Origin of the sequence: Bacillus cereus group sp. MYBK220-1, from assembly GCF_051916445.1 — a bacterium.
Taxonomy (GTDB): domain Bacteria; phylum Bacillota; class Bacilli; order Bacillales; family Bacillaceae_G; genus Bacillus_A; species Bacillus_A cereus.
Window position 1 is genome coordinate 738,032 of sequence record NZ_JBQAGQ010000002.1, and the last position, 22,117, is coordinate 760,148.

The window sequence follows — 22,117 nt, forward strand, 5'->3', positions numbered from 1 at the left end:
GGTAGAAGACTAGGAGTGGACGAGTATGCAGAAAGAAACAGTTATTATAATCGGAGGCGGTCCGTGCGGATTAGCGGCTGCAATTTCGTTGCAAAAGGTAGGGATAAATCCGTTAGTAATTGAAAAAGGAAACATTGTAAATGCCATTTATAATTATCCAACTCATCAAACATTTTTCTCTTCTAGTGAAAAATTAGAAATTGGTGATGTAGCTTTTATTACAGAAAATCGTAAGCCAGTTCGAAATCAAGCGCTTGCGTATTATCGTGAAGTAGTAAGACGTAAATCTGTACGTGTAAATGCTTTTGAGCGAGTGGAGAAAGTTCAAAAAGATGGAGAAGTTTTTCAGGTTGAGACGACAAAGCGTGACGGAAGTAAGGAAATATATATAGCGAACTATATTGTTGTAGCAACTGGATATTATGATAATCCAAATTATATGAATGTTCCAGGTGAGGAATTGAAGAAAGTAGCTCACTATTTTAAAGAGGGGCATCCTTATTTTGATCGAGATGTAGTAGTTATAGGTGGGAAAAACTCGAGTGTAGATGCCGCGTTAGAACTTGTTAAATCTGGTGCGCGTGTAACGGTACTGTATCGTGGAAGTGAGTATTCACCAAGCATAAAGCCTTGGATTTTGCCGGAATTTGAGGCGTTAGTACGAAATGGTACAATTCAAATGCATTTTGGGGCTCATGTGAAAGAAATTACTGAGCATACATTAACGTTTACAGTTGATGGTGAAGCTCTTACAATCAAAAACGATTTTGTATTTGCGATGACTGGTTATCATCCTGATCATAGCTTCTTAACGAAGATGGGTGTTCAGATTGATGAAGAAACAGGACGTCCAATTTATACAGAGGATAGAATGGAAACGAATGCTGAAAATATTTTCATTGCAGGTGTCATTGCTGCTGGAAATAATGCAAATGAAATATTTATCGAGAACGGGAGATTTCATGGAGATGCGATTGCGCAAACCATTGCATCAAGAGAAAAATAAAAAGGAGCTGTCGGGAAAACCTCGACAGCTCCTTTTTATTCGTGCATAAACATATTTTGAATGGATTCATGAGAATTTGTATTCTCTAATGCAACAAGTAATTTAATGCGTGCTTTTTGTGCATTTAAGCCGTATGTGAATACAATGCCCATATCTTTTAAGTGTTTACCGCCACCTTCATACGAATATACGTCTTGAACGATACCGTTGAAACAGCGAGAAACTAATACGACAGGAATACCTCTATTTAATAATCTTTCTAGACTAGGTAGTGTTCTTGGAGGGAGATTACCTTGTCCAAGAGCTTCGATAACAATGCCGTCTACAGGAAGATTTTCGATTGCTGCTAATAATGTATCATCCATGCCAGCATATGCTTTTAGAACAACTACATTTTTAGACACTTTGTTTATCGTATATGTTTCGTGATGTACTAAAGCGTGATGGAAGACAACGCCGCGTTTTGTTACCATTCCAATTGGTCCGTATTGTGGGCTTTGGAATGTTGCAACATTACTTGTATGTGTTTTCGTTACATTTGTAGCGCAATGAATTTCGTCGTTTAATACGACTAAAACACCTTTTTCTGCAGCTTCATCACAACTAGCAACTTTTACAGCTGATAAGAAGTTATATAGACCATCAGCACCTAACTCATTGCTAGAGCGCATTGCACCTGTCACTACGATCGGAATAGTTGCTTGTACTGTTAAATCTAAGAAATAAGCTGTTTCTTCTAATGTATCCGTGCCATGCGTAATGACTACGCCATGAATGTTGTCTTGTTTTACTCTTTCATCAATGATGACTTGTAATTGTAACATTTCGCTCGGTGTCATATGAGGAGATGGTAGGTGGAACACATCTTCAACGATTAAATCAACATCGCCTTCTAAATCAGGAATGAATTTTAAAAGAGGATTTTTTTCACCTGGTTGTACGACCCCAGTTTCTTTATCTTCCTCCATTGCAATTGTTCCACCTGTGTGTAAAACTAGGATTCTTTTCAATGCTTATACCCCCTTCAAGTAAAAAAATACATTTAGAACATAACATGTTTTGAGTAAATTCGACAATGGAAATGTATAAAAGTATGCCTCGAAAATGACAATAAAATTAACTGCTATATGTACGATGTATAAAATTATGAAACGAAATGTGCAAATATAGTATAGGAGGGAAGAATTCCGGTGAAAAAGATGGAGAGAATTTTTATTCGTATATTAATAATACAATTCATTTGTCTTTCTATTGTGCAATTGTTATTTATACATAAGTCATCAGTGAAATATTTATCTAAAATTGTTTATTATGAGGGTGTCATGGTAAAAAACAAAGTGGAAATCTTGCAGGTGAATAGGTAGTTTTCATTTTCTTCTATGAAGGATTATGCTACAATAATTGAGGATTTAATGACGTGAAGCAAATGAGAAGAAGCAGGGTGAACACCTGCTTTTCGTTTTGTTTTATAAGTGAAAAAATGAGGTGTTACAATGGATAAACGAATTTCAATTGCTATAGATGGTCCAGCAGCTGCTGGGAAAAGTACAGTGGCAAAAGTTGTTGCGAAGGAACTTTCTTACGTTTATATTGATACAGGCGCAATGTACCGTACGCTTACATATGCAGCCCTTGAACAAAAAGTAGACATTGAAAATGAAGAGCAGTTAATGGAAGTTGTAAAGAATGTAAATATTGAGTTTCAGCAAGGAGAAAATACACAGCTTGTATTTTTAAATGGACAAGATGTTTCTGAAGTAATTCGTACACCTGATGTGACGAATCGAGTATCTATTGTAGCGAAACATCGCCTTGTTCGTGAAGAAATGGTACGTCGTCAGCAAGAGTTAGCGAAAAAAGGCGGCGTTGTAATGGACGGCCGTGATATTGGTACACATGTATTACCGGATGCTGAAGTGAAAATCTTTATGCTTGCTTCTGTTGAAGAAAGAGCGGAAAGAAGACATTTAGAAAATTTAAATAAAGGTTTCGATTCTAATTTAGAGCAGCTAAAAGAAGAAATTGCTCAGCGTGATAAATTAGATTCAGAACGCGAAGTTTCTCCACTAAAAAAGGCTGATGATGCATTGGAATTAGATACGACTTCTTTATCAATTGAAGAAGTTGTCCAAAAAATTATGAGCATTGTTTCTGGAGTGTTTGCGAAATAAAGAAAGGGGATAATCCTCTTTCTTTTTTTGTTTAAATAGAAATGTAAAGGATACGTGAATTGTGAGTCTCTTTCCTTGACAAATGAGCTGATTTGTAAGAAGTTAGTTAAAGAGGAATAAAACTGTCAGAATATATTCGCTATTATATTTCAAAACATACTTTTTTCAAGCTGGTTTTGCTGTATACTATTTATATAGGTTTAATATATTTTCTTGTGAATGTTATTGAAAAAGAGTATGTGATGAGAAATTCTTAAACATGCAAATGAAAACTTTGTTTTCATTTCGTATATACATAAAAAATGCTTTGTCAATTCTGTAGGGAGGTATTTCCATGGTAGAGAAAATGAATGAAGAAGTTATGGATTCAAAAGAATTACAAGTTGGTGACGTTGTTACAGGTTCTGTAACGAAGGTTGAAGAGAAACAAGTGCTTGTAAATGTTGGATACAAAACAGATGGCGTAATTCCAATTAGTGAATTAGCTAACGTTCATATTGAAAAAGCAAGCGATGTTGTAGAATTAGATCAAACACTAGAGTTGAAAATTATTAAATTAGAAGAAGATGATCTTGTCTTATCTAAACGTGCTGTTGATGCAGAAAAAGCATGGGTAGAACTACAAGAGAAATTTACTTCTGGTCATGTATTTGATGTTACTGTAAAAGATATTGTGAATGGCGGATTAGTTGTGGACCTTGGTGTTCGCGGTTTTATTCCAGCTTCACTTGTAGAAGTACATTATGTAGAAGACTTTACTGACTATAAAGGTAAAACATTAGCGGTGAAAATTGTTGAATTAGACCGTGAAAAAAATCGTGTAATCCTTTCGCATAAAGCGGTAGTAGAATTAGAACTAGATTCTAAGAAAAAAGAAGCAATTTCTTCATTAAAAGAAGGGGACGTTGTTGAAGGAACAGTACAACGATTAACTGACTTTGGCGCATTCGTTAACGTTGGTGGAGTGGACGGTTTAGTTCACATTTCACAAATTTCACACGAACGTGTAGAGCAACCTTCTGAAGTGTTAGAGCAAGGTCAAAAGGTTAAGGTAAAGGTGTTATCTGTTGATGCTGATACACAACGTATTTCTTTATCAATTAAAGCAGCTCAACCAGGACCTTGGGAAAACGTTGCTGGCGAAATAAAAGCTGGAGATATTCGTGAGGGAGTAGTAAAACGCCTTGTTACATTTGGTGCATTCGTTGAGATTTTACCGGGCGTTGAAGGGCTTGTACACGTATCTCAAATTGCAAATCGTCACGTGAAAAATCCGAATGAAGTATTGGAAATGGGACAAGAAGTAAAAGTGAAAGTACTTGAAGTTCACGTAGCAGAGAAACGTATTTCTTTAAGTATAAAAGAAGCGCTTGAGGAAAATAATGTAACTGAAGATTATAGTCAGTATGAGCCAAATGCTGATTCTGCTACTTTCCAATTAAGTGATATTATTGGTGAACAACTGAAAAAATTAAAGAAATAATGAGGGGTACAAGTGGTAAGGGCAAAACGTAAATTAGATCATATTGAATACGCTCTTTCTACTGGTCAGTCTCGTACGCATGGCTTTCATGATATTGATTTTGTGCATCAAAGCTTGCCAAATTCAAATTATGACACAATAACATGTGAAACAAAAATCGGCGAACTTTCACTAAGTTCGCCGATTTTTATCAATGCGATGACTGGTGGTGGAGGAGAGAAAACGTTACATATTAATGAGCAATTAGCATATGTAGCGAAACATCATAACCTTGCTATGGCTGTAGGTTCGCAAATGGCGGCGTTAAAAGATGAAAGTGAAGCTGCTTCTTATAAGGTGATTAGAAAGGTAAACCCAAATGGTATTTTCTTTGCTAATTTAGGTAGTGAGGCAACTATCGAGCAGGCAGAGCGCGCCGTTGATATGATTGAAGCGAATGCATTACAAATTCATTTAAATGTCATACAAGAGTTAACGATGCCAGAAGGAGACCGTGATTTTACTGGAGTACTTCAGCGCATTGAGAAAATTGTTTTAAATAGTAAAGTTCCTATCATTGTAAAAGAAGTTGGATTTGGGATGAGTAAGGAAACAATGCAACAGTTAGTGAACGTAGGTGTAACAGCAATTGATATTGGTGGGCAAGGTGGTACGAATTTTGCTGCTGTTGAAAACGAAAGAAGACAGCGAATGCTTTCTTATTTTAATAACTGGGGCATACAAACAGCAACCTCGATTATTGAAGCAACCTCTACAAATAATAACCTCTCTTTTATTGCATCTGGGGGTATACAAACAGCGCTTGACGTAGCGAAAGCAATCGCATTAGGGGCGAATACAACTGCGTTTGCTGGTTATTTTTTACGTATTTTAATGCAAGATGGTATCGAGAAGTTAGTAGATGAAATTGAGCTTCTACATACAGATTTGAAATTTATAATGACAGCTCTTGGTGCGAAGACGATAGAAGAGTTGCAATCTGTACCTCTTGTTGTAAAGGGTGAAACATATCATTGGTTAATGCAGCGTGGTATTGATACTGCGCATTATAGTAGGAGATAAAAAATCAACCATTCGGTTGATTTTTTTTTGTTCTATTCTTTTTCGTAATATAAAGTGGAGAATGGAATTAGCATTATATAAAAATATCATTTCGTAAAAATTGTAATTGAAAAAGGGTTGAAAAATGTAGATGGTGTGTTGTCGAATTACTGGAGAGAACTTAATTTTTAATGGGAATAGGTGAAGGTAAAAAGAAGTAATGGGAGGATATAGTGCGCGAAATATTATTTCAATATAAATAGAAATCATTAAACTGATTATGTAAAAGACGGTTTCGTACAATATAGAAACCGTCTTTTTGTATTAATTAGTGCTGGTTTTGTTTTCGAGCCTGTTCTGGTGTATCAAGTCCAGTTGCACCTGGATATTGTAGTGATTGATCACGATCGGATTCAACGCGGCGTGATTCTCGTAGTTTTCGTTCTTGGCGATCTTTACCCATAATGAATAACACCTCCTTGTTAAAAGTGTTGCTGTTATAAGAAAAAACTATGCGTAAATAAAGTGGATTAACTTTCATAAAAAGTTCCCATAATGGAAAACATAGGAGGTGAAGTTGATGGATGGAAGTACTTTTTATTTTGTAGCTTGGATAGGGTGGATCATTGTAACCTTTTTTATGAAAAAGGACCCTATCCGGTGGAAGTTAGGCGCTTGTATACTGATTTTTATAATTTGCTCTCCGTTACATGTAACGATTGCCTCATTCGTGGTATCAGTAAATGCTCTTTTACTTTGTATTATTTCTTTTATAGGGATCACGCTATATTCTGTCTGGAAAAAAGTGTATAGCTTACTTTCGGCACTTATTATTGCAATGTTATATACAAGTTTTCATCTGTTAGAAATATATGATCCGATTTGGATTGTGGTGGATAGAGTGTTTCTGCTAAGTAGTGCTCTTGTGTATGCATCGGTGTTATTGCATGGGGATCGCATATTACGATTATGTTCTCTATATGTAGGGATGTTACAAGGAGAGCTGCTAGTGACATTTATTTTTAGGAAATTGAATTTTCCATATGATTACGGTAGTTTAGCATTTTTTGATATCGTCGCCATTTCTACATTATTCATGGCAATATTGTTTTGGATTGCAAAAGCATCAGTATACATGGAACGGTTTAAGAGAAAAACACGTAAAAGAAAGGCGAGGGTAATACATGACTGAATATACACCAGCCATTTTATGCGGCGTAATAGCGGGGACAGTTACAAGGGTGCTAATGCTTCGGACGGATACGCGGCAATATCCGACGAGGCTACATGGGAAAATTATTCATATTGCAATGGGGTTAATTGCAGCTGCTTTAGGAGCGATTGCAATCCCGTCTATTTTGAAAAAAGATTTTTCTGCCATTACATTTCTTACATTAGCAGCGACACAATTTCGTGATGTACGTAATATGGAAAGAAATACGCTTCAACAATTAGATGGGTATGAGCTCGTACCGCGTGGAAATACATACATTGAAGGAATTGCATTGGTTTTTGAAAGTCGCAACTATTTGGCAATGTTAACGTCGTTTGCAACGACGTTTGCGTATATAGGATTCCGTTCATGGATTGCAGGAGTAATTATGGCTATAATCGCATTTTTTATCGCGAAAAAATTAATGTCTGGTAAAAGGCTACATGATCTTGTTGAAATTGAGCACGTTCCGCTTCGTTTTGAAGGAGCAGGGCTTTATATTGACAATATTTACATTATGAATATTGGATTGCCAGCAAGACAAGAAGAAATTATGAAATATGGTATGGGTTTTATTTTAAAGCCGAAATCAATTGATGCGATGGTTACAATCTCAAATTTAGGGCAACGACAAGCTATTTTACACGATGTTTCAGTAGCGTTAGGGATTTATAGAGATTCTGGTACACCAGCGCTTGTACCGTTAGCAAAGCGTGATTTAGAGGATGGCAGGGTTGGGATTTTTGTCCTGCCGCAAGATCAAGATGCAGAGAAAGCGATAGGTGTCATAGGAAATGTACCAACGTTAGAAAGTGCTGTCCATATGTCATCGGAAGCCCCAAAAGGAAGGGGAGATAAGAGATGATGTTAGAAAGTGTTATTCTGGCAGTTATAACAACGACTCCAGAAAAATTTGCAGGTGGTGCTCCTTTATTCGTTTGCGAATCGACGGAGGAACTAGAATTTGTTGCAAATAATTTAGAAGCAATTTTAGATGGTATTGCACATCGCTTACAAGAGAATGTATATATTATTGTGAAACATTAGCAACGTGTGTTATAATGTGAGGTGTTTTGATACGTTGAGAAATATTCTGGAATGCAAATCCCTTCTTGCACAAAGAAGGGTTTTTTACATAATAAACAGAAGCAAGTTGAAAGGATGAAAGTATATGCCGAAACCAGTAATAGCGATAGTAGGTCGCCCGAACGTAGGGAAATCTACTATTTTCAATAGAATTGTTGGAGAAAGAGTTTCAATCGTAGAAGATATTCCAGGTGTAACGCGCGATCGTATTTATAGCGCTGGAGAATGGTTAAATCATGAATTTAACATTATTGATACGGGCGGAATTGATATTGGAGACGAGCCGTTTTTGACACAAATTCGTCAACAAGCTGAAGTAGCAATTGATGAAGCGGATGTTATCATTTTTATGACAAACGGTCGTGACGGTGTAACAGCAGCTGATGAAGAAGTTGCAAAAATTTTATATCGTTCAAATAAACCGGTTGTACTTGCAGTAAATAAAGTGGACAATCCGGAAATGCGCAGTGACATTTATGACTTTTATGCATTAGGATTTGGCGAACCATTCCCAATTTCAGGTACACACGGATTAGGGTTAGGTGACTTACTAGACGAAGCTGCACAACATTTTCCAAAGATTGAAGAAGACGGATATGATGAAGACACAATTCGTTTCTCTTTAATTGGACGTCCAAACGTAGGGAAATCATCACTTGTAAATGCTCTTCTTGGTCAAGAGCGTGTAATTGTTAGTAATGTAGCAGGAACAACTCGTGATGCTGTCGATACACCATATAGTAAAGATGGAAAAGATTATGTAATTATTGATACAGCTGGTATGCGTAAAAAAGGAAAAGTGTATGAAAGTACAGAAAAATATAGTGTACTTCGTGCGCTAAGAGCGATTGAACGTTCTGACGTTGTTTTAGTCGTTTTAGATGGTGAAGAAGGAATTATTGAGCAAGATAAAAAAATCGCTGGATATGCTCATGATTCAGGGCGAGCTGTTGTTATCGTTGTAAATAAATGGGATGCAGTGAAAAAAGACGAAAAAACAATGAAAGCATTTGAAGAAAATATCCGTGCTCATTTCCAATTCTTAGAATACGCACCAATTGTGTTCTTATCTGCAAAAACGAGAAAACGTACACAAACATTAATACCGGTTATCGATGAGGTAAATGAAAGTCATAGTATCCGTATTCAAACGAACGTATTAAACGATGTAATTATGGATGCGGTAGCGATGAATCCGACGCCAACTCATAATGGTAGCCGTCTGAAAATTTTCTATGCAACACAAGTTGCGGTAAAACCACCGACATTTGTTGTGTTTGTAAACGATCCAGAATTATTGCACTTCTCATATGAGCGTTTCTTAAAGAATCGCTTACGTGAATCATTTGGCTTCGTAGGAACGCCGATTCACATTATCGCTAGAGCAAGAGACTAATGGAGAGGATGTGATTTTATGACAAAAATCACAGTAGTAGGAGCAGGTAGCTGGGGAACAGCGTTAGCGATGGTATTAGCTGACAATGGACATGATGTACGTATTTGGGGAAATCGCCCAGAACTTATGGATGAAATTAATACGAAACATGAGAATAGTCGATATCTCCCAGGCATTACATTGCCAAGCACAATCGTAGCCTACTCTTCTTTAGAAGAAGCATTAGTAGATGTAAATACAGTACTGCTAGTAGTACCAACGAAAGCGTACAGAGATGTATTACAAGAGATGAAAGAAATTGTTACTGAACCAATTACTTGGATTCATGCGAGCAAAGGAATTGAACCTGGTACGTCAAAACGTATTTCGGAAGTGATTGAGGAAGAAATTCCAGAGCACTTAATTAAAGATGTTGTTGTACTGTCTGGACCGAGTCATGCTGAAGAAGTCGGTTTACGACAAGCGACAACAGTTACGTCTGCAGCAAAGCGTATGGAAGCGGCTGAGGAAGTACAAGATTTATTTATGAATAGTTATTTTCGTGTATACACAAATCCAGATATCGTTGGAGTTGAACTTGGTGGTGCGTTAAAAAATATTATCGCATTAGCTGCTGGTATAACTGATGGTCTTGGATTAGGTGATAATGCAAAGGCGGCATTGATGACACGTGGTTTAACAGAGATTGCTCGTTTAGGAAGAAAAATGGGCGGGAATCCGTTAACGTTTGCTGGTCTAACTGGTATGGGAGACTTAATTGTAACTTGTACAAGTGTTCATAGCCGAAATTGGCGCGCTGGAAATATGCTTGGAAAAGGACACTCTTTAGAAGAAGTGTTAGAAAGCATGGGCATGGTTGTGGAAGGTGTAAGAACAACGAAAGCTGCTCATGAATTGGCAGAGAAAATGGAAGTTGAAATGCCGATTACAGCTGCTTTATATGACGTGCTGTTCAATGGGAATAACGTAAAAGATGCAGTAGGCTCATTGATGGGACGTGTTCGAAAACATGAAGTGGAAGCTATACCTGATTTACTGTAAAGAAAAGCGACAGAAGTACATTTGTACTTCTGTCGCTTTTTTATTTTTTGGGTCTTTTCACCATTTTTTCATTTTTGCATAGGATGAAGAGTAACTTGAGGAGAGGGTGAAAAGAATGGATAATAATATTTTTAATAATATTGAGAAGGAAGCGAAAGTAAATAAAGAGGATATTTTTAAATTAGCATCATCCGTGCAAAATGCGAATTTACGTGATGAAACTGTACTTCGTCAATTAATTCATCAAGTGGCTCTTATGGCGGGACGTGAAGTGCCGAAAGAGCAAGAGGATCAAATTGTAAAAGCGATTATTAATAATAATATGCCAACAGATTTTGGCTCGTTAAGCAAAATGTTTAAAAAATAAATTATGAGAAACAAAGAGTTTGGAGATTGCATATGATAGCCATGAAAGAATGGGAATAGAGCTGTTTTTGGGCATATTTGGTCAACCGAAGCGAGAGATACAATCGCTTCGGTTTTATTTTTGCCTAGATTGGTGAGAAATGCTGGAAAACCTATTGATTAAAGTTACATACTCGCGATTTGTAGTAAAATGTTCTTTTTGTATTTGTTTAAAGATTTTAATTTGTTAAAATAGTATAAAAATAGATTAATAAAAAGGGGTGTGTATATGTCAGAAGGGCTTATGAAAATGTGGTTGGCTTTAGGGGCAATTGGATTTATGTTTTTTGCAGTAAGTTTTATTTTATTAAGTAGACATAGAATAAAGAATAAATTTTTGAAAGGGATTACAGCGTTAGTAGCGTACACCCTTATGATTGTGTCAGGAATTGTTATTTTTCTTGTTGTATTTAGTGGACCTGTACAGCAGTAAATGGAATGGTCTCGAAAATACTACATACGGAGCAAATTAGATTAGTATGAAAAGGTGATGCTAGTGAAAAAATTCCATATTATTTTAATATTTTGTTGTATGAGCCTTTTAACGGGGTGTCTGTATCCGAAAGAAAATATGAAGCAAAATGCGGTTCCTTATGAAGATCAGCTACAGGTTGTTCAAAAAGCTGTTGTGACATTTAAGGAGCAAAATGATGGGATATTGCCAATTAAGACGAGGGATATGAGTACACCTATTTATCAAAAGTATCCAATCGATTTTCAACAGATTGCCCCGCGTTACATACAAGAAGCGCCAGGGAATGCGTATGAAAGTGGAGGAGTATATCAATACGTATTAATAGACGTTGAAACAAATCCGACAGTAAAGTTAATTGATGTTAGGATGGCTGAACAAATTCAGGAACTATCTTTAAAGCTTAGGATGTATCGTGATGAACATCAATATCCACCTTTTAAAAAAGTAATTTCAGATGGTGTATATGAATTGGATTTCAAAAAACTAGGATATAAAGATGTGCCACAAGTGACAAGTCCATATTCTGGTAAAGGACTTCCTTTTGTAATTAATGAAAAAGGAGAAGTTTTTGTTGATTATAGAATCGACTTATATGACGCTTTGAAAAAAAATGAAGGGCAGTTTACAGAGGGAGAAGATATTCGAAATATACTTTCGAAAGGTTCCCCGTTTGTACCAGCTTATTCTTTACCGTACACAGTAAAGGACGGAGAACCAATTTTTTTAAAATGATAAGTCATGAACCTTTCTTTTAGTGAATAAGTTCTAGAAGAAAGGTTTTTTATGTTATACAACTTACGATGCAAACAAAAGATATTTTTTAATAGTCATATGAAATTGGACAAAATTATATGATATATTGTCCGAACTTCTAGAATACCATTATATTATATCAGATATTATAGGCAACGTTAGAGAAGGTATTAGTTGACTATAAACGCGGAATTATTCCCAAAAATTTTGAGGGAGGGAATCACTTGGAAAAGGTAGATATTTTTAAAGATATTGCAGAACGAACAGGCGGTGATATTTATTTTGGAGTTGTAGGAGCTGTTCGAACAGGGAAATCAACATTCATTAAAAAATTTATGGAACTTGTAGTTATTCCAAATATTGAGAATGAGTCTGACCGTCAAAGAGCGCAGGATGAATTGCCTCAAAGTGCTGCTGGTCGTACAATTATGACGACGGAACCGAAGTTTGTTCCAAACCAAGCGGTTTCTATCGAAGTAGATGAAGGACTTGAAGTGAATATTCGATTAGTAGATTGTGTTGGATATACGGTTCCTGGAGCGAAGGGCTATGAAGATGAGAATGGCCCGCGTATGATTAATACCCCTTGGTATGAAGAACCTATTCCATTCCATGAAGCTGCAGAAATCGGCACGCGTAAAGTAATTCAAGAACATTCAACAATTGGTGTTGTAATTACAACAGATGGAACAATTGGTGAAATTCCAAGAAGAGATTATATAGAGGCAGAAGAACGCGTTGTAAATGAGTTGAAAGAAGTAGGAAAACCTTTCATTATGATAATTAATACGGTACAGCCGTATCATCCAGATACAGAGCAATTACGCCAAAGTTTATCAGAAGAATATGATATCCCGGTTATTGCAATGAGTGTGGAGAGTTTAAGAGAAACAGATGTATATAATGTACTTCGTGAAGCGCTATTTGAATTCCCTGTATTAGAAGTGAATGTGAACCTTCCGAGTTGGGTAATGGTGCTAAATGAAGGGCATTGGTTGCGTCAAAGTTATCAAGAAGCAGTTCAAGAAACTGTGAAGGATATAAAACGTCTTCGTGATGTGGATCGCGTTGTTTGGCAGTTTAGTCAATATGAATTTATTGATCGAGCGAGCCTAGCTGGCATTGATATGGGGCAAGGTGTGGCGGAGATTGATTTATATGCGCCAGATGAATTATATGATCAGATTTTAAAAGAAGTAGTAGGAGTAGAAATTCGAGGGAAAGATCATTTATTAAAGCTTATGCTCGATTTATCTCATGCGAAAATAGAGTACGATCAAGTGGCGGATGCACTGCGTATGGTTAAGCAAACAGGATATGGTGTAGCAGCACCTGCATTAGCGGATATGAGCTTAGATGAGCCAGAAATTATTCGTCACGGTTCAAGGTTTGGTGTGAAGTTAAAAGCGGTAGCGCCATCTATTCATATGATTAAAGTAGATGTAGAGTCAACGTTTGAGCCGATTATTGGTACTGAAAAGCAAAGTGAAGAATTAGTTCGTTATTTAATGCAAGATTTTGAAGATGACCCGTTATCAATTTGGAATTCTGATATATTTGGACGTTCACTTAGCTCGATTGTTCGAGAAGGAATTCAGGCGAAATTATCTTTAATGCCAGAAAATGCTAGATATAAATTAAAAGAAACGCTAGAAAGAATTATTAATGAAGGATCTGGCGGATTAATTGCGATTATACTATAAGAAAAAATCCCTCTCATTGTAGAGGGATTTTTTGTTTTTTTTTATTATAAAATAGAAAAATAAACAGTCATTATCTAATACATTGTTGTAAATTGTCAAGTTTCATCAGATTTTCACATTTTAAGAGTAACAATTTCCTTAAAAATATTGAATTATAAAGGAGAATCGTATAATATAGGCGTTGATAATGATTTATCTACATCTTTGTAGTATAGAATTTGCAAAAATTGCCTACAAATGAAAGTAAGACTCATTTTATGATCATTATACAGTCTTATCTTTGGGAGGAGGTGAATGGCATGAACAAGACAGATTTAATCAATGCTGTTGCAGAAGCAAGTTCCCTTTCTAAAAAGGACGCAACAAAAGCAGTAGACGCTGTTTTTGATTCTATCTTAGAAGCTTTAAAACAAGGTGATAAAGTACAACTGATCGGATTCGGTAACTTCGAAGTTCGTGAGCGTGCGGCTCGTAAAGGTCGTAACCCACAAACAGGTGAGGAGATTGAAATCGCTGCAAGTAAAGTACCTGCATTCAAACCTGGTAAAGCGTTAAAAGATGCGGTTAAATAATCCTTACATATTAACAGGGAAGAAGAGTTTCCTTTTTGGGAACTCTTCTTTTTGCTTTTAAAAACATAAATATGCTAGAATGTGTTCGTATCACTTTTAGGTTTTCGGGAGGGCTAGCGGATGGCAAAAGTTAATTTAGAACAAATTGAACATGCAGTACGCCTTATTTTAGAGGCGATTGGGGATGACCCAAATCGTGAGGGAGTACTTGATACACCAAAGCGTGTTGCAAAAATGTACGCAGAAGTGTTCTCAGGTATGCATGAAGATCCGAAAGAGCATTTGCATAAAGTATTCGGAGAAGATCACGAAGAGCTTGTACTAGTAAAAGATATACCATTTTATTCGATGTGTGAGCATCATTTAGTACCATTCTATGGAGTTGCTCACGTTGCATATATTCCGCAAGGTGGAAAGGTAACAGGGTTAAGTAAATTAGCTCGTACCGTAGATACAATTGCACGTCGCCCACAACTGCAAGAACGTATTACATCAACAGTAGCGAACTCTATTATGGAAGTACTAGAGCCTCATGGTGTAATGGTAGTAGTAGAAGCAGAACATATGTGTATGACGATGCGTGGTGTGAAAAAACCAGGTGCGAAAACAGTAACGACAGCAGTGCGTGGTGTGCTTGAAAATGATGCTGCAGCGCGCAGTGAAATTTTATCGTTTATTAAAACGAAGTAAAGAAAAGCGGGAAACTGCTTTTCTTTTTTTTTTTTAGTAAATAAATGATATAGTTTTAACTAGACAGAGTGAGATTAGAAAGATTGCTTACATGAATGGTAGGTGTAGCCAAGTTTTGGTTATAGAAAATAGAGTGTATGTGTTATAATAAGTTTTATGAATTAGAAAACAAGGGTGATTTTTTGTGTGTGACATCTACGGAGGGTATGCGGGTATAAAAGAAAAATTGATGGAGAAATTACGCCATCCTTATTTTATAAACTATATTGAAGAACCATTTATTGATGAAGAAAAGATAGCATTGTTATATGGTGCTTTAAAGAGTGCAAACTTACATATAGAACAAATTGAGCATTACGTAGTAACAATTATGCTTGTACAAATTGCGCTTGATACGCATGAAAGGGTATCGAATAAAGCAGGCGAGGAAGAGATTGGATTCCATAAATGTCGTCAATTAACAGTACTTGCAGGCGATTACTATAGTGGACTATATTATTATTTATTGTCTATGAATCGTGATATTGTTTTAATTCGTGCACTTGCTGAAGGAATTAAAGAGATAAATGAACACAAAATTATGTTATACCAAAAAGCGCATGAAACGACGGATGACATAATGAAAAGCATAGTAACGATTGAGTCTGCGCTCCTTCAAAAAACATGTGATCATTTTCAGTTATCACATTGGAAGCCATTTATCACATACGTATTAGGTGGAAATCGCCTTCAAAAAGAAATTCAATTGTATGCTGATAAGCAACATTCACCTGTTTTTCAAGCTATGCAAGATGCTTTAGGGGATAAAGCAGAAGTAGTGATTAATGGTTGGATGAAGGAATTGAGAAAGAAAGAAAAACAATTTTTAGAAAATCACACAGACATAAATGAAATAAATTCTGTGTTAAGGAATAAATAGAAGACATAAGCAATTTTACATTGGAAGAAGGTACGAGCATGCAACAATCAAAAGAAGAAAGAGTACATGACGTATTTGAAAAGATTTCTGATAAATACGATGTGATGAATTCTGTAATTAGTTTTCAAAGACATAAAGCGTGGCGGAAAGAAACGATGCGAATTATGGATGTACAACCAGGCAGTCAAGCGCTTGATGTATGCTGTGGAACCGCAGATTGGACAATTGCGCTAGCTGGAGCCGTAGGTGAGCAAGGAAAGGTTGTTGGCTTAGACTTCAGTGAAAATATGTTATCTGTCGGTAAGCAAAAGGTAGAGGCGTTACAATTAAAACAAGTAGAACTTCTACATGGGAATGCAATGGAACTTCCGTTTGAAGATAATACGTTTGATTATGTGACGATTGGGTTTGGTTTACGTAACGTACCGGATTATATGCACGTATTAAAAGAAATGACGCGTGTAGTAAAACCAGGTGGAAAAGTAATCTGTTTAGAAACATCTCAACCAACAATGATTGGTTTTCGACAAGGGTATATTTTATACTTTAAATATATCATGCCATTATTTGGAAAGATGTTTGCGAAAAGTTATAAAGAATATTCATGGCTTCAAGAATCTGCTAGTACGTTCCCAGGGATGAAAGAATTGGCTCAAATGTTTGAGCAAGCTGGACTTGAACGTGTGCAAGTGAAACCATTTACTTTTGGGGTAGCAGCAATGCATTTAGGTATTAAACCAGAATCAAAATAGAAAAAGAAGTTTTAGGTTAAGGTGAACAATATGAAGTTACAACTTATGTACTCTTTTTTACGATCGGATATTAATGTGATAGAAAAAGAATTAAAAAAGACAGTCGCTTCTGAACAGCCATTAGTAGAAGAGGCAGCATTACAGCTGATTGAAGCTGGTGGGAAACGAATTCGTCCTGTATTTGTGTTGCTTGCAGGGAAATTTGGAGATTATAAGTTAGATGCGATTAAGCATGTTGCTGTTGCGTTAGAACTTATTCATATGGCTTCTCTTGTTCACGATGATGTTATTGATGCTGCATTTTTACGACGCGGCAGTGCGACTGTGAATGCGAAATGGGGAGATCGTATTGCGATGTATACAGGGGACTATCTGTTCGCTAAGTCTCTTGAATGTATAACCAATATCGAAATTCCAGAGGCACATCAAGCGTTATCACATACTATTTTAGAAGTCTGTAAAGGTGAAATTGAACAAATTAAAGATAAATACAATTATGACCAAAATTTAAGAACGTATTTAAGAAGAATAAAGCGAAAAACAGCATTATTAATTGCCGCGAGTTGTCAATTGGGAGCGATTGCTGCTGGTGCTAATCGTGATACGGTAAATCGTCTATTTTGGTATGGGTATTTTGTAGGAATGTCTTATCAAATTATTGATGACATTTTAGACTTCGTTTCTACAGAAGAGAAACTTGGAAAACCTGCTGGTGGAGATTTACTACAAGGGAATATTACACTTCCTGCTTTATATGCGATGGAAGATCCCGTACTTCGTCAGAAAATCACATCTGTACATGAAAATTCAACAGCAAGTGAAATGCAAGAAATTATTGATGCTGTAAAAAATAGTACAGCAATTGATCAAGCATTTGCGTTTAGTGAACGTTATTTACATAAAGCTTTAGAAATAATAAAACCACTCCCACGTGGAAAAGCAAAGTACGCATTACAAAATGTTGCAAAGTATATTGGAAAACGAAAATTTTAAGGTTTATTCTAAAAAATAAAATAATCTCTCTATTTCAAAACTATTGCACAATTGTGATAAGGGTGATAATATGTGTGTGGGGATATACAATTACATACATAATTCAGAAGTGGAGAGATTTTTTATGGAAAAAACATTTCTAATGGTAAAACCAGACGGTGTACAACGTGCCTTCATTGGGGAAATTGTAGCTCGTTTTGAGAAAAAAGGCTTTCAATTAGTTGGTGCAAAATTAATGCAAGTCACTCCAGAAATTGCTGGACAACACTACGCTGAGCATAAGGAAAAACCTTTCTTTGGTGAGTTAGTAGACTTTATTACATCTGGACCTGTATTCGCAATGGTATGGCAAGGTGAAGGTGTAGTAGATACAGCTCGTAACATGATGGGGAAAACAAGACCACATGAAGCAGCTCCTGGAACAATTCGTGGAGATTTCGGTGTAACTGTTGCGAAAAACATTATCCATGGTTCTGATTCTTTAGAAAGCGCAGAGCGCGAGATTGCTATTTTCTTTAAAGAAGAAGAATTAGTTGACTACTCAAAATTAATGAATGAATGGATTTACTAATTATTTTGAAATAATTTGTAAACGCTTTAATCACTGTGATAATAGTAAAAAGTGCAAGGAGAATAGGGGTATTCTTCTTGCACTTTTTTTATTTTCAGTTAGTTACGAAGTTTGAACTGTTATGATATATTGATATTTAAATTAGGACTATCGCAAATATAGAATAAGAAAATGGTCGATTTATGATATAATTTCTTTAATATTTTTAGAATGATAAAAGTTAATATAGTGAGATAAATACATATACGAAAAGAGGAATAACGTATGCGATATATTACAGCTGGTGAATCTCATGGTCCACAACTTACAACGATTATAGAAGGTGTTCCGGCAGGATTGTCTTTAGTAGCAGATGATATAAACGAAGAGTTAGCTAGAAGGCAAAAGGGATATGGGCGCGGTAGACGCATGCAAATTGAAACGGATCAAGTGCAAATTTTAAGTGGTGTTAGACATGGAGAAACATTAGGTTCCCCTATTGCACTTGTTGTTGAAAATCGTGATTTTGCACACTGGACAAAAATTATGGGGGCGGAGCCTTTAACTGAGCAAGAAGAAAAAGAGATGAAAAGGAAAGTGACAAAACCAAGGCCTGGGCATGCTGATTTAAATGGTGCGATTAAATATGGTCATAGAGATATGAGGAATGTACTGGAACGTTCGTCAGCGCGCGAAACGACGGTGCGTGTTGCTGCTGGTGCGGTTGCTAAAAAGGTGTTAGCAGAACTTGGTATTAAAGTAGCGGGCCATGTAATTGAAATTGGCGGTGTACAAGCTAAGGAGATTACGTATAGTTCAATTGAAGAATTAAAGAGTATTACCGAAGCATCTCCTGTACGTTGCTTAGATGACGAAGCTGGTAACCAAATGATGAAAGCGATTGATGATGCGAAAGCAAATGGTGATTCAATTGGTGGAATCGTTGAAGTAATTGTGGAAGGGATGCCAATTGGAGTAGGTAGCTACGTGCATTATGATCGAAAACTGGATGCGAAATTAGCAGCTGCAATTATGAGTATTAATGCTTTTAAAGGTGTCGAGATTGGAATTGGTTTTGAAGCAGCGCATAGACCAGGAAGTGAAGTTCATGATGAAATTCTGTGGAATGAGGAGCATGGATATACACGAAGAACAAATAATGCAGGGGGATTAGAAGGCGGTATGACGACTGGAATGCCAATTGTTGTGCGCGGTGTGATGAAACCGATACCTACACTTTATAAACCTCTTCAAAGTGTAGATATTGATACGAAAGAGCCTTTTACAGCGAGCATTGAACGTTCAGATAGTTGTGCAGTGCCAGCAGCTAGTGTCGTTGCAGAAGCGGTTGTGGCTTGGGAATTAGCGACAGCTTTAATAGAACAATTCGGATTAGATCGTATGGAACTAATTCGTGAAAATATTGAGAAACATAATGAATATGCGAGGGGATTTTAATGGGAAACATACATATTCAAACGAAATCAAAAGAATATGATGTACATGTTGGTAAAGAAGTGTTGTCAAACTTAACAACGATCGTTCAAAATATGCAGCCAGCGGTATCTAACGTAATGATTATTTCAGATGAAGCTGTTGCATCACTACATTTACAGACAGTTATCGATGCATTACAAGTAGAGCAGCACGTGTTTTCGTTTGTTGTACCAAGTGGCGAAAAAGAGAAGTCTTTCGAAAATTTCTATGCGGCTCATACGTCAGCTCTTGAAAATAAATTAGATAGAAATTCTTTAATTCTTGCACTTGGAGGCGGAATGATTGGAGATTTAGCTGGTTTTGTTGCTGCATCGTTTATGCGTGGTATTCGCTTTGTGCAGGTTCCGACAACTTTATTAGCGCACGATAGCGCAGTGGGTGGGAAAGTAGCGATTAACCATCCGTTAGGTAAAAATATGATTGGTGCATTCCATCAGCCAGAAGCAGTTGTATATCATACACCGTTTTTACAGTCTCTTCCTGAAAAAGAGTGGCGTTCAGGTTATGCAGAGGTGATAAAGCATGCTCTTATCGGTGATGTGGAGCTATACCATTGGTTAAAAGAAGAAGTGCAAACATTAGCGGATCTTCATGATGAGAAGTTAATCCATATATTAACGAAGGCGATTCCTGTAAAGGCAAATGTTGTGTCACAAGATGAAACAGAGAAGGGTGTACGTGCTCATTTGAATTTTGGACATACGTTAGGACATGCTCTTGAAAAAGAGCTAGGGTATGGAAATATTACTCACGGTGACGGTGTAGCGGTTGGAATGTTATTCGCCATATTTTTAAGTGAGCAAGTGTACAAGGTTGATCTTGCTTATGAAGATATGAAGCAGTGGTTCTTGAAATACGGCTATCCAAAAATGCCAAGCGATTTGAATGTAGAGCGCCTCGTTCAATTGATGAAACAAGATAAGAAAGCAAATGCAGGAGCAATTCATATGGTGCTTATGCAGGAATATGGGGTAGTGAATGTCGTATCTATTTCAGATGAGACTGTTCATATTGCGTTAGAGGCATTTCAAAAAGATATGGTTTAAAATGATAGCGAAGTGCTGTGAAGTGCTCATTTAGAGGTATTCTCGTAATAGTGATGGTTATGACAAAAGATTACAGTAAGGGGCTATAACCGTATTGTAATCAAATTGAATGAAATGACTGGGGGAAGAAAAATGAGAGTGAAAGAGCAATTGTTAACTTTGAGAGCGTATGTGCCTGGGAAAAACATTGAAGAAGTAAAAAGAGAATATGGTTTATCAAAAATTGTGAAATTAGCATCCAATGAAAATCCATTCGGTTGCTCAGCACGTGTGACAGAAGCATTAACTTCTTTAGCGAGCCAATATGCCCTTTATCCAGATGGATATGCCTTTGAACTTCGGAAAAAAGTAGCGGAACATTTAGGTGTAAAAGCAGAACAACTACTATTTGGTAGTGGATTAGATGAAGTCATTCAAATGATTAGCCGAGCGTTACTACATGAAGGAACAAACGTTGTAATGGCGAATCCTACGTTTTCACAATATCATCACCATGCTGTTATTGAAGGAGCAAAAGTTCGTGAAGTATCACTTAAAGATGGTATTCACGATTTAGATGCAATGCTAGAGCAAGTAGATGAGAAAACGAAAATTGTATGGATTTGTAATCCGAATAATCCAACAGGTACATATGTTGAGAAACAAAAATTACTTTCATTTTTAGAATCAGTTCCTAAGTCGGCTCTCGTTATTATGGACGAAGCATATTATGAATACGCGGAAGCAGAAGACTATCCGCAAACATTACCACTTCTTGAAAAGTATGAAAATCTTATGGTTTTACGCACGTTTTCAAAAGCATATGGTTTAGCTGCTTTTCGTATCGGATATGCGATTGGGGATGCGAAGTTAATCGGACAGCTAGAAGTAGCTAGGTTACCATTCAATACATCAACTGTAGCCCAATCTGTAGCACTTGCTGCATTAGAAGATCAAGCCTTTTTACAAGATTGTGTGCAAAAGAATGCTGAAGGTTTAAATCAGTATTATGCATTTTGTAAAGAATATAACGTATTCTATTATCCATCTCAAACAAATTTCATTTTCTTAAAACTCGGTATACCAGGTAATGAAGCTTTCGAACGATTAATGAAAAAAGGATATATCGTTCGTTCTGGTGCTGCATTTGGTATCGATGATGGTATTCGTATTACTGTCGGTTTGAAGGAAGAAAATGATGAAATTATAGAGTTACTGAAAGAGCTTGTAAATGAGCAAGTACAGAAAGAAGAAACATATTCTTAAGAGATTGTGAAGGCTCCTATTATAGGAGCCTTTTTTATCGCATTCAAAATAAAGGTTGAAGACTGCTAATTAAGTTATTC

At 36.5% G+C, this 22,117-nt stretch carries 25 protein-coding genes; 23 read left to right on the forward strand and 2 right to left on the reverse strand.

From position 1 onward, the window contains the following. Window positions 1-25 precede the first annotated feature (25 nt). Window positions 26-1,006 carry a YpdA family putative bacillithiol disulfide reductase gene (locus ACTFRU_RS10735; RefSeq protein WP_001168525.1) on the forward strand — a complete coding sequence of 327 codons (981 nt, stop codon included), beginning with the start codon at window positions 26-28 and terminating at the stop codon, window positions 1,004-1,006. Window positions 1,007-1,041: 35 nt separating this feature from the next. Here ACTFRU_RS10735 and ansA read toward each other — a convergent pair whose 3' ends face one another. Then, the gene (gene ansA, locus ACTFRU_RS10740) at window positions 1,042-2,016 is read right to left on the reverse strand and encodes an asparaginase (RefSeq protein ID WP_000822010.1); all 975 of its coding nucleotides are present in this window, start codon (window positions 2,014-2,016) and stop codon (window positions 1,042-1,044) included. Between the two features lie 180 nt (window positions 2,017-2,196). On the opposite strand from ansA, the gene ACTFRU_RS10745 reads away from it, so the two are divergent. The 4 genes from ACTFRU_RS10745 to ACTFRU_RS10760 all read left to right on the forward strand — a co-directional run bounded on the left by ACTFRU_RS10745 (window position 2,197) and on the right by ACTFRU_RS10760 (window position 5,722). Then, window positions 2,197-2,370 (forward strand): YpfB family protein, encoded by a 174-nt coding sequence (locus tag ACTFRU_RS10745; protein ID WP_000738054.1) that lies wholly within the window; start codon window positions 2,197-2,199, stop codon window positions 2,368-2,370. Window positions 2,371-2,499: 129 nt separating this feature from the next. Further along, window positions 2,500-3,177, forward strand: a complete 678-nt coding sequence (cmk, locus tag ACTFRU_RS10750) for a (d)CMP kinase (protein ID WP_000361252.1) — start codon at window positions 2,500-2,502, stop codon at window positions 3,175-3,177. Between the two features lie 334 nt (window positions 3,178-3,511). Beyond that, entirely contained in the window at window positions 3,512-4,660 is a 1,149-nt protein-coding gene (gene rpsA / locus ACTFRU_RS10755; protein ID WP_000229559.1) for a 30S ribosomal protein S1, read from the forward strand. 12 nt (window positions 4,661-4,672) lie between these two features. Then, a complete protein-coding gene (locus tag ACTFRU_RS10760; RefSeq protein ID WP_000251036.1) occupies window positions 4,673-5,722 on the forward strand; it encodes a type 2 isopentenyl-diphosphate Delta-isomerase in 1,050 nt (349 codons plus the stop codon). Window positions 5,723-6,029: 307 nt separating this feature from the next. Here ACTFRU_RS10760 and ACTFRU_RS10765 read toward each other — a convergent pair whose 3' ends face one another. Next, on the reverse strand, window positions 6,030-6,164 hold the full coding sequence (locus ACTFRU_RS10765) for a YpzI family protein (protein WP_000513900.1): 135 nt from the start codon (window positions 6,162-6,164) through the stop codon (window positions 6,030-6,032). Window positions 6,165-6,281: 117 nt separating this feature from the next. Between ACTFRU_RS10765 and ACTFRU_RS10770 the strand changes: the two genes are divergently transcribed. From ACTFRU_RS10770 to hisC, 18 genes are all read left to right on the forward strand, one after another. Then, window positions 6,282-6,893 (forward strand): YphA family membrane protein, encoded by a 612-nt coding sequence (locus ACTFRU_RS10770; protein WP_006924441.1) that lies wholly within the window; start codon window positions 6,282-6,284, stop codon window positions 6,891-6,893. Next, entirely contained in the window at window positions 6,886-7,779 is an 894-nt protein-coding gene (locus ACTFRU_RS10775; RefSeq protein ID WP_000141596.1) for a YIEGIA family protein, read from the forward strand. The genes ACTFRU_RS10770 and ACTFRU_RS10775 overlap by 8 nt, the downstream gene beginning before the upstream one ends. Then, window positions 7,776-7,961, forward strand: a complete 186-nt coding sequence (locus tag ACTFRU_RS10780; RefSeq protein ID WP_000979059.1) for a capping complex subunit for YIEGIA — start codon at window positions 7,776-7,778, stop codon at window positions 7,959-7,961. The genes ACTFRU_RS10775 and ACTFRU_RS10780 overlap by 4 nt, the downstream gene beginning before the upstream one ends. A gap of 124 nt (window positions 7,962-8,085) precedes the next feature. Further along, a complete protein-coding gene (gene der, locus ACTFRU_RS10785) occupies window positions 8,086-9,396 on the forward strand; it encodes a ribosome biogenesis GTPase Der (RefSeq protein ID WP_001125893.1) in 1,311 nt (436 codons plus the stop codon). 18 nt (window positions 9,397-9,414) lie between these two features. Then, entirely contained in the window at window positions 9,415-10,437 is a 1,023-nt protein-coding gene (locus ACTFRU_RS10790) for an NAD(P)H-dependent glycerol-3-phosphate dehydrogenase (protein ID WP_000161763.1), read from the forward strand. Window positions 10,438-10,552: 115 nt separating this feature from the next. Next, on the forward strand, window positions 10,553-10,804 hold the full coding sequence (locus tag ACTFRU_RS10795; protein WP_000369754.1) for a stage VI sporulation protein F: 252 nt from the start codon (window positions 10,553-10,555) through the stop codon (window positions 10,802-10,804). A gap of 267 nt (window positions 10,805-11,071) precedes the next feature. After that, window positions 11,072-11,275, forward strand: coding sequence for a DUF2768 domain-containing protein (locus ACTFRU_RS10800; protein WP_001289008.1), 204 nt, complete (start codon window positions 11,072-11,074; stop codon window positions 11,273-11,275). Window positions 11,276-11,338: 63 nt separating this feature from the next. After that, a complete protein-coding gene (locus ACTFRU_RS10805; protein WP_000713407.1) occupies window positions 11,339-12,049 on the forward strand; it encodes a hypothetical protein in 711 nt (236 codons plus the stop codon). Window positions 12,050-12,294: 245 nt separating this feature from the next. After that, complete coding sequence (gene spoIVA / locus ACTFRU_RS10810) at window positions 12,295-13,773, forward strand: stage IV sporulation protein A (RefSeq protein WP_000416519.1); 1,479 nt, start codon at window positions 12,295-12,297, stop codon at window positions 13,771-13,773. Window positions 13,774-14,072: 299 nt separating this feature from the next. Next, complete coding sequence (locus ACTFRU_RS10815; RefSeq protein ID WP_001043860.1) at window positions 14,073-14,345, forward strand: HU family DNA-binding protein; 273 nt, start codon at window positions 14,073-14,075, stop codon at window positions 14,343-14,345. A 120-nt stretch (window positions 14,346-14,465) separates the two neighbouring features. Further along, window positions 14,466-15,035 (forward strand): GTP cyclohydrolase I FolE, encoded by a 570-nt coding sequence (folE, locus tag ACTFRU_RS10820; RefSeq protein ID WP_001151482.1) that lies wholly within the window; start codon window positions 14,466-14,468, stop codon window positions 15,033-15,035. Between the two features lie 184 nt (window positions 15,036-15,219). Beyond that, window positions 15,220-15,954 carry a heptaprenyl diphosphate synthase component 1 gene (locus ACTFRU_RS10825; RefSeq protein WP_000332854.1) on the forward strand — a complete coding sequence of 245 codons (735 nt, stop codon included), beginning with the start codon at window positions 15,220-15,222 and terminating at the stop codon, window positions 15,952-15,954. Window positions 15,955-15,992: 38 nt separating this feature from the next. After that, window positions 15,993-16,706 carry a 2-heptaprenyl-1,4-naphthoquinone methyltransferase gene (gene menG / locus ACTFRU_RS10830; RefSeq protein ID WP_001187674.1) on the forward strand — a complete coding sequence of 238 codons (714 nt, stop codon included), beginning with the start codon at window positions 15,993-15,995 and terminating at the stop codon, window positions 16,704-16,706. A gap of 30 nt (window positions 16,707-16,736) precedes the next feature. Then, the gene (gene hepT / locus ACTFRU_RS10835) at window positions 16,737-17,699 is read left to right on the forward strand and encodes a heptaprenyl diphosphate synthase component II (RefSeq protein WP_000776077.1); all 963 of its coding nucleotides are present in this window, start codon (window positions 16,737-16,739) and stop codon (window positions 17,697-17,699) included. 124 nt (window positions 17,700-17,823) lie between these two features. Next, entirely contained in the window at window positions 17,824-18,270 is a 447-nt protein-coding gene (gene ndk / locus ACTFRU_RS10840; protein WP_000415883.1) for a nucleoside-diphosphate kinase, read from the forward strand. Window positions 18,271-18,534: 264 nt separating this feature from the next. After that, window positions 18,535-19,707: a chorismate synthase gene (gene aroC, locus ACTFRU_RS10845; RefSeq protein ID WP_001269384.1), complete on the forward strand. Its 1,173-nt coding sequence runs from the start codon at window positions 18,535-18,537 to the stop codon at window positions 19,705-19,707. Beyond that, window positions 19,707-20,792: a 3-dehydroquinate synthase gene (gene aroB / locus ACTFRU_RS10850; RefSeq protein WP_000526821.1), complete on the forward strand. Its 1,086-nt coding sequence runs from the start codon at window positions 19,707-19,709 to the stop codon at window positions 20,790-20,792. The genes aroC and aroB overlap by 1 nt, the downstream gene beginning before the upstream one ends. A 132-nt stretch (window positions 20,793-20,924) precedes the next feature. Then, window positions 20,925-22,037, forward strand: a complete 1,113-nt coding sequence (gene hisC / locus ACTFRU_RS10855; protein ID WP_440037633.1) for a histidinol-phosphate transaminase — start codon at window positions 20,925-20,927, stop codon at window positions 22,035-22,037. The last annotated feature ends 80 nt before the right edge of the window (window positions 22,038-22,117 follow it).

Bases quoted from the DNA above. Each gene is read 5' to 3' on its own strand.
- menG (WP_001187674.1), top strand. From the start codon at position 15,993: ATGCAACAATCAAAAGAAGAAAGAGTACATGACGTATTTGAAAAGATT.
- hisC (WP_440037633.1), top strand. From the start codon at position 20,925: ATGAGAGTGAAAGAGCAATTGTTAACTTTGAGAGCGTATGTGCCTGGG.
- ACTFRU_RS10775 (WP_000141596.1), top strand. From the start codon at position 6,886: ATGACTGAATATACACCAGCCATTTTATGCGGCGTAATAGCGGGGACA.
- hepT (WP_000776077.1), top strand. From the start codon at position 16,737: ATGAAGTTACAACTTATGTACTCTTTTTTACGATCGGATATTAATGTG.
- aroB (WP_000526821.1), top strand. From the start codon at position 19,707: ATGGGAAACATACATATTCAAACGAAATCAAAAGAATATGATGTACAT.
- ACTFRU_RS10815 (WP_001043860.1), top strand. From the start codon at position 14,073: ATGAACAAGACAGATTTAATCAATGCTGTTGCAGAAGCAAGTTCCCTT.
- ACTFRU_RS10780 (WP_000979059.1), top strand. From the start codon at position 7,776: ATGATGTTAGAAAGTGTTATTCTGGCAGTTATAACAACGACTCCAGAA.
- folE (WP_001151482.1), top strand. From the start codon at position 14,466: ATGGCAAAAGTTAATTTAGAACAAATTGAACATGCAGTACGCCTTATT.
- rpsA (WP_000229559.1), top strand. From the start codon at position 3,512: ATGGTAGAGAAAATGAATGAAGAAGTTATGGATTCAAAAGAATTACAA.
- ACTFRU_RS10795 (WP_000369754.1), top strand. From the start codon at position 10,553: ATGGATAATAATATTTTTAATAATATTGAGAAGGAAGCGAAAGTAAAT.
- ACTFRU_RS10800 (WP_001289008.1), top strand. From the start codon at position 11,072: ATGTCAGAAGGGCTTATGAAAATGTGGTTGGCTTTAGGGGCAATTGGA.
- cmk (WP_000361252.1), top strand. From the start codon at position 2,500: ATGGATAAACGAATTTCAATTGCTATAGATGGTCCAGCAGCTGCTGGG.
- ACTFRU_RS10765 (WP_000513900.1), bottom strand. From the start codon at position 6,164: ATGGGTAAAGATCGCCAAGAACGAAAACTACGAGAATCACGCCGCGTT.
- ndk (WP_000415883.1), top strand. From the start codon at position 17,824: ATGGAAAAAACATTTCTAATGGTAAAACCAGACGGTGTACAACGTGCC.
- aroC (WP_001269384.1), top strand. From the start codon at position 18,535: ATGCGATATATTACAGCTGGTGAATCTCATGGTCCACAACTTACAACG.
- ACTFRU_RS10770 (WP_006924441.1), top strand. From the start codon at position 6,282: ATGGATGGAAGTACTTTTTATTTTGTAGCTTGGATAGGGTGGATCATT.
- ACTFRU_RS10790 (WP_000161763.1), top strand. From the start codon at position 9,415: ATGACAAAAATCACAGTAGTAGGAGCAGGTAGCTGGGGAACAGCGTTA.
- der (WP_001125893.1), top strand. From the start codon at position 8,086: ATGCCGAAACCAGTAATAGCGATAGTAGGTCGCCCGAACGTAGGGAAA.
- ACTFRU_RS10735 (WP_001168525.1), top strand. From the start codon at position 26: ATGCAGAAAGAAACAGTTATTATAATCGGAGGCGGTCCGTGCGGATTA.